The 5,574-nt window shown below is 71.3% G+C and carries 9 protein-coding genes; 5 read left to right on the top strand and 4 right to left on the bottom strand.

Features of this window, described 5'->3' with window-relative positions:
- Window positions 1-39: 39 nt before the first annotated feature.
- Genes ACFVYA_RS49325 through ACFVYA_RS49315 form a run of 3 tightly spaced genes read right to left on the bottom strand, consistent with a single transcriptional unit; the run spans window position 40 to window position 2,365 of the window.
- Window positions 40-306 carry an HPr family phosphocarrier protein gene (locus tag ACFVYA_RS49325; RefSeq protein ID WP_103335999.1) on the bottom strand — a complete coding sequence of 89 codons (267 nt, stop codon included), beginning with the start codon at window positions 304-306 and terminating at the stop codon, window positions 40-42.
- A gap of 38 nt (window positions 307-344) precedes the next feature.
- On the bottom strand, window positions 345-1,580 hold the full coding sequence (locus tag ACFVYA_RS49320; protein WP_387055519.1) for a PTS transporter subunit EIIC: 1,236 nt from the start codon (window positions 1,578-1,580) through the stop codon (window positions 345-347).
- Window positions 1,577-2,365 carry a GntR family transcriptional regulator gene (locus ACFVYA_RS49315; RefSeq protein ID WP_387055516.1) on the bottom strand — a complete coding sequence of 263 codons (789 nt, stop codon included), beginning with the start codon at window positions 2,363-2,365 and terminating at the stop codon, window positions 1,577-1,579. Before ACFVYA_RS49315 ends, ACFVYA_RS49320 begins: the two co-directional genes overlap by 4 nt.
- 243 nt (window positions 2,366-2,608) lie before the next feature.
- Between ACFVYA_RS49315 and ACFVYA_RS49310 the strand changes: the two genes are divergently transcribed.
- Entirely contained in the window at window positions 2,609-2,848 is a 240-nt protein-coding gene (locus tag ACFVYA_RS49310; RefSeq protein ID WP_167384636.1) for a glucose PTS transporter subunit EIIB, read from the top strand.
- Window positions 2,845-3,300 (top strand): PTS glucose transporter subunit IIA, encoded by a 456-nt coding sequence (locus ACFVYA_RS49305; RefSeq protein WP_285989987.1) that lies wholly within the window; start codon window positions 2,845-2,847, stop codon window positions 3,298-3,300. Before ACFVYA_RS49310 ends, ACFVYA_RS49305 begins: the two co-directional genes overlap by 4 nt.
- Window positions 3,301-3,369: 69 nt before the next feature.
- On the opposite strand, the gene ACFVYA_RS49300 is transcribed toward ACFVYA_RS49305, so the two are convergent.
- Window positions 3,370-3,807: a ubiquinol-cytochrome c reductase iron-sulfur subunit gene (locus ACFVYA_RS49300; RefSeq protein ID WP_285989988.1), complete on the bottom strand. Its 438-nt coding sequence runs from the start codon at window positions 3,805-3,807 to the stop codon at window positions 3,370-3,372.
- Window positions 3,808-3,912: 105 nt separating this feature from the next.
- On the opposite strand from ACFVYA_RS49300, the gene ACFVYA_RS49295 reads away from it, so the two are divergent.
- From ACFVYA_RS49295 to ACFVYA_RS49285, 3 genes are read left to right on the top strand one after another with little or no spacing between them, the layout of a single operon-like run.
- Window positions 3,913-4,281 carry a hypothetical protein gene (locus tag ACFVYA_RS49295; protein ID WP_387055514.1) on the top strand — a complete coding sequence of 123 codons (369 nt, stop codon included), beginning with the start codon at window positions 3,913-3,915 and terminating at the stop codon, window positions 4,279-4,281.
- A 4-nt stretch (window positions 4,282-4,285) separates the two neighbouring features.
- A complete protein-coding gene (locus ACFVYA_RS49290) occupies window positions 4,286-4,798 on the top strand; it encodes a sigma-70 family RNA polymerase sigma factor (protein WP_103336010.1) in 513 nt (170 codons plus the stop codon).
- Window positions 4,795-5,451 (top strand): anti-sigma factor family protein, encoded by a 657-nt coding sequence (locus ACFVYA_RS49285; RefSeq protein WP_387055510.1) that lies wholly within the window; start codon window positions 4,795-4,797, stop codon window positions 5,449-5,451. Before ACFVYA_RS49290 ends, ACFVYA_RS49285 begins: the two co-directional genes overlap by 4 nt.
- The last annotated feature ends 123 nt before the right edge of the window (window positions 5,452-5,574 follow it).

Genomic DNA, 5,574 nt, shown 5'->3' with positions numbered 1-5,574 from the left:
GGTCGGGGAGCCGGTGCGGGGGCCTTCGCGGGGTGTTCGTCAGGCGTCGAGGTCGGTGGCGACCAGCTGGGCGACCGCTTCCACGGCCTCCTCGGCGCCCTCGCCCTCGGCGCTGATGACGACCTCGTCGCCGTAGCCGGCGGCCAGCGTCATCAGGTTGAGCACGCTGCCGGCGGCCACCGGGTTCCCACCGGCCTTGGCGATCTGCACCGCGACGGGCTGCGCCGCGGCCGCCTTCGCCACCAGCGCGGCCGGCCGGGCGTGCAGCCCCACCTTGCTGGCCACGGCGACGCGTTTCTCCGGCATGTTCGTCCTCTCCCTACTGATTTACGTCGGTGTGGATGTTACGCGGCGGCGGTGCGCTCGAGGTCCGACTCGATCGAGTCGTCCTCGCGGCCCGGCGTCCGCAGGTTGAACTTGACGATCGCGAAGCGGAACACCACGTAGTAGATCACCGCGTAGACGAGGCCGATCGGGATCAGCAGCCACGGCTTCTGCGCCGCCGGGGCACCGAAGTTGAGCAGGTAGTCGATCGCGCCGGCCGAGAAGTTGAAGCTCTGGTGGATGCCCAGCGCGTTGCAGATCGCCAGCGAGGTGCCGGTCATGATCGCGTGGAACAGGTACAGCGGCCACGCGACGAACATGAACGAGAACTCGATCGGCTCGGTGACACCGGTCAGGAACGAGGTCAGCGCACCGGCGATCATCACACCGCCGACGATCTTCTTCTGCGCCGGGCGGGCCGTCTGCCAGATGGCCAGCGCGGCCGCGGGCAGCGCGAACATGAAGATCGGGAAGAAGCCCGTGGTGAACGAGCCCGCCGACATCTTGCCCGCGACGAAGTTGTTGATGTCGCCGCCGTCGAAGATGAACCAGACGGGGACGTTCAGCAGCTGGTGCAGACCGACCGGGATGAGCAGGCGGTTCAGCGCGCCGTAGATGCCGCCACCGACGATCGGGGACGCGGTGACCGCGTCACCGGCGGCCTCGATGCCGCTGTTGACCCAGTGGAAGACCAGGCCGAAGAGCACGCCGAGGATCACCATGACGCCCGCGGTGATGATCGGGACGAACCGGCGGCCGCCGAAGAACGCCAGGTAGGCGGGCAGCTTGATGCGGTGGTACTTCTGCCACAGCAGCGCCGCCACGATGCCGACCACGACACCCGCGAGCACCGAGTACGGCCACTTGATCGGCTGGAGCTCGGTGACACCGGCCGTGTACTTCGGCAGGTCCTTCAGCGGGGCGAAGACCTGGACGACGGAGCTGAAGACGAAGAAGCCGACGACCGCCGCGACGGCGGTGGAGCCGTCGCCCTTCTTGGCGAAGCCGACGGCGATGCCGACCGCGAACAGCAGCGGCAGCCAGTTGAACAGCGTGCCGCCCGCGGCGCCCAGCACCGAGGCGACCTTGTTCCAGCCGAGGCCGTCCTTGCCGAGCATGTCGTCCTGCCCGAACCGGAGCAGGATGCCCGCCGCCGGGAGCACGGCGATCGGGAGCATGAGGCTACGGCCGAAGCGCTGAAGACCGGCGAGACCGCTGCCGCTCTTCTTCGCCCCCTCCGCGGTGGTGGAGCTCATCTGGATCCTCCATAGTGGGGTGGTTGACCGGGTTCCGGGGTGTTCCGGTCCAACTGCATGGTCACCTGGTAGTGATCTCCCCGGTACCAGGACGTGATGTCTTCGATCGGGTCGCCGCCTGCGCGGGAGACCCGCCGGAACACGAGCAGCGGGCTGCCGGCACGCATGCCGAGCAGCCGGGCCGTCTCGCGGTCCGCACCTTCGGCCCAGACCGTCTGCCACGCCTGGTCGGGACGCACACCGTACGTCTCGGCCAGTTGCGCGTAAATGGACTGGGTCAGGTCGAGCCCGAGCAGGCCGGGAGCCCGGCCCGCGTGGTACCAGCCGCGCTCGACGGCCAGGGGCACGCCGTCGGCGTGGCGCAACCGCACCAGGTGGTGCGCGGACACGCCCTCGGCCAGGCCGAGGGCGTGTGCCGAGGCGGTGGGCGGCACCTCGGTGGCCGCCGAGACCACCTCGGTCGTCGGGGTCAGTCCCCGCCTCCGCATGTCGTCGGTGAACGACATCAGGTAGAGCTGCAGCTCCATCCGCCGGGCCGCGGTGAACGTGCCCTTGCCGCGGACCCGGGCGAGCAGGCCCTCCTCGACCAGCTTGCCGATCGCCGACCGGACCGTGAGCCGCGACACGCCGTAGCGCTGCGCCAGTTCGCGTTCCGACGGGATCGGCGCACCCGGCGGGAGCTCGCGCTCCACCGTGCGGCGGAGGATTTCCCGCAGCTGGGCGTGCTTGGGCGTGGGCCCGTTGACAACCTTGTCGGGCGGCGGGACGTGCGCGGCCGCGCTCATCGGCGTCACCCTCCTCGTTCTCGCTTCACCGGGGGACCGGTGCTCGCGTCCGGGCCGGAACATTGGTACGTTCCGGTCTAGACCAATGATCTGATGGGGCAGGATGCTCCGCCGTGCGGACGGGTGTCAACCACCGTTATCCGTTCGTGGCCCGCGGCGGGGTGCAAGCGGGCGAACGGCGTAGTACAGGTGGACACGCGGTTCGCGTCAGGTTGGGAACAAACAGTGATCAAGGAGACCGCGATGGCGGATGACAGGCCCGAAAAGATCCTCGCCGCACTCGGCGGCACGGAGAACCTCACCGAGATCGAGGGCTGCATCACGCGGCTGCGCTGCGAGGTCGAGGACATGAGCCTCGTCGACGAGGGCGCGCTCAAGAAGGCCGGCGCGATGGGCGTGGTCAAGATGGGGTCGACGGCCCTGCAGGTGATCGTCGGGCCGGAGGCGGACACCATCGCCAGCGACATCGAGGACCTGCTGTGACGTTCGACATCCTCAGCCCGGTCGCCGGGCGCGTGGTGCCGATCACCGAGGTTCCCGACCCGGTGTTCGCGCAGGCCATGGTGGGCCCGGGCATCGCGGTGCAGCCCGCGGGCGGCCGGTCGGACGCGGTCGCGCCGGTCGACGGCACGGTGGCGACGCTGCACCCGCACGCCTACGTCATCGCGACCGAGGACGGCAAGGCCGTGCTGGTCCACCTGGGCATCGACACGGTCAAGGAGAAGGGCGAAGGCTTCACGCTGCACGTCGTCAAGGGCGAGCAGGTGCGGGCCGGCCAGCCGATCGTCAGCTGGGACCCGGAGGCGGTGACCGCCGCGGGCTACTCGGCGATCGTCCCGGTCGTCGCACTGGACGCCTCGGCGGAGGTTTTGTCCGGTTTGGACGCGGAGCGCGAGGTCGCCGCCGGCGACCGGCTGTTCGCCTGGGACGCCTGAGCTCCTGTTGTCACACGAAGGGCCCTTGTGGACGACCGTCCACAAGGGCCCGTTCGCGCGTCCGGCTCGTCAGCCGGTGACGACCTTCCCGTTCTCGACCTTGACCGGCACCGACGGCAGCGGCTTGTTCGCCGGGCCCTGCTTGACCTCGCCGGTGAGCGCGTTGAACACCGAACCGTGGCACGGGCAGACCAGATCGGCGCCCTTCGGCGTGACAGTGCAGCCCTGGTGCGTGCACACGGCGCTGAACGCGGCGCAGGCCGACTCGGACGTCCGGGCCACGATCACGTCGGACCCGTCCGGGGCCTTCGCCGCCTTCGCCTGCCCGATCGGGACTTCGGCGAGCGCGACCAGCGGCGTTCCGGCGGCGATCGGCGCCTGCGCGGTGCCCGACTTGGCGTTCGGCTCCGACGAGCAGGCGGTGAGGGCGACGGCGCCGACGGCGGCACCGGCGACGGCGGCACCGGTGGACAGGACGGTGCGGCGGGAGTGCAGTTCGGCTGTCATGACCTGAAGAACGAGAGCGCCACCCATTAGGTTCAATCCGCGGTGAACCGGATCGCCCCCTGTTCCGTGTATCTACCGGAGTGGGTGTGGAGTGGAGGAACGATCATGGTGAATTGGGTTCTGCGCATCGTCGTGGCGGCCGCGCTGCTCGGCTCGGCGGGCGTGCACTACTTCTTGTGGACACAGGGTTACTCGGGCATCACCGGCACGCTGTTCCTGCTCGACGCGATCGCGGGGCTGGTGCTCGCGATCGCCGTCCTGGCCTGGCGGCACTGGCTGCCGGCACTGGGCGCGGCCGGTTTCGGGGCGCTGACGCTCGGCGCGTACGTGCTGGCCGCGACCGTCGGGTTCATGGGGAACCACGACCAGTTCAACAGCCAGCCGGAGTACTGGGGCGTCATCACCGAGGCGATCTGCATCGTGGGCGGTCTGGCGCTGCTGTTCGTGAAGGACCGGCGCCGGGTCACGGCCTGAGTCCGTGGGAGAGGTCGCCGAAGAGGCGCTCATGCGCGCGCTGCACGAGGAGCACGCGACCGCGCTGTGGTCCTACGCGCTGCACCTGACCTCCGGTGACCGGATCCGCGCCGAGGACGTCGTCCAGGAGACGCTGCTGCGGGCCTGGCGGTCGCCGGCGGTGCTGGACCAGTCGCAGGGTTCGGCGCGGGCGTGGCTGTTCACCGTCGCCCGCCGCATCGCCATCGACGGCTGGCGGTCGGCGTCGGCCCGGTCGGAGGTGACGACCGACCGGCCGCCGGACCGCGTGGTCGCCGACGGCACCGACCGCGCCGTGCAGGGCTGGCTGGTCGCCGAGGCGCTGGCCGAGCTGTCGGAACGGCACCGCGAGGTGCTGCTGCTGTGCTACTTCCAGGGGTATTCGGTCGCCGACGCGGCCCTGAAGCTGGGGGTGGCCGAAGGGACGGTCAAGTCGCGCACGCACTACGCGTTGCGCGCACTCCGCCTGGTGCTCGAGGAGAGGGGAGTGACCCAGTGAGCGAAGACCCCTTCGCGACGTTCGACGCCGCATACGTGCTGGGGGCGCTCGCCCCCGAGGACCGGCAGCGCTTCGAGGAGCACCTGCGGTCGTGTGACCGGTGCGCGGCTTCGGTGCGCGAGCTGGCGGGGCTGCCCGGGCTGCTGGCCAGGGTGGAATCCCCGACGACCGTCCCGGACGCCGGGCCGCCCCCGCCGGACCTGCTGCCGGCGGTGCTCCGCCGCGTCCGGCGCGGCCGTCGCATCCGGGTCGCGGTGACTTCCGCATCGGCCGCGCTGGCGGTGTCGGCCTGCGTGGCGCTGGCGGTGGTGGCTTCGGCACCGGCGCCGGCTCCCGTTCCGCCCGCGGGGCCGCCGCCGGTCGCGATGACGGCGCTGGGCCGGTTCCCGGTCCGCGCGGACGCCCGCCTGGCGGCGTTCGACTGGGGCACGCAGGTCGACATGTCGTGCAGCTACACGGGCGGCCGCAGCGGCGGCGACTACCTCCTCATCGCGATCTCGCGCTCCGGGACGGAGACGCAACTGGCGACGTGGAAGGCGGTCCCGGACGACACGGCCCGCATCGTGATCGGCACGGCCGTGCGCCGGCCGGACCTGGCGGCCCTGGAAATCCGCCTGGCGAGCGGACTCCCCCTGCTCCGACTGGCGTTGTGAGACCGGTGGGGGAAACGGGGCCCCCGGGGGCCCCCGTTTGCCCCCCCCCCCCCCCCCGCCCCCACCCCGACCCCCCCGGCCCCCCCCCCAAACCCCCCGGGCGCCCCCCCAAACCCGCGGTTG

The organism is Amycolatopsis sp. NPDC058278 (genome assembly GCF_042881395.1).
Classification (GTDB): Bacteria; Actinomycetota; Actinomycetes; order Mycobacteriales; family Pseudonocardiaceae; genus Amycolatopsis.
Note: the sequence above shows the minus strand (reverse complement) of the source record. Positions and strands in the feature narration are given on the sequence as shown.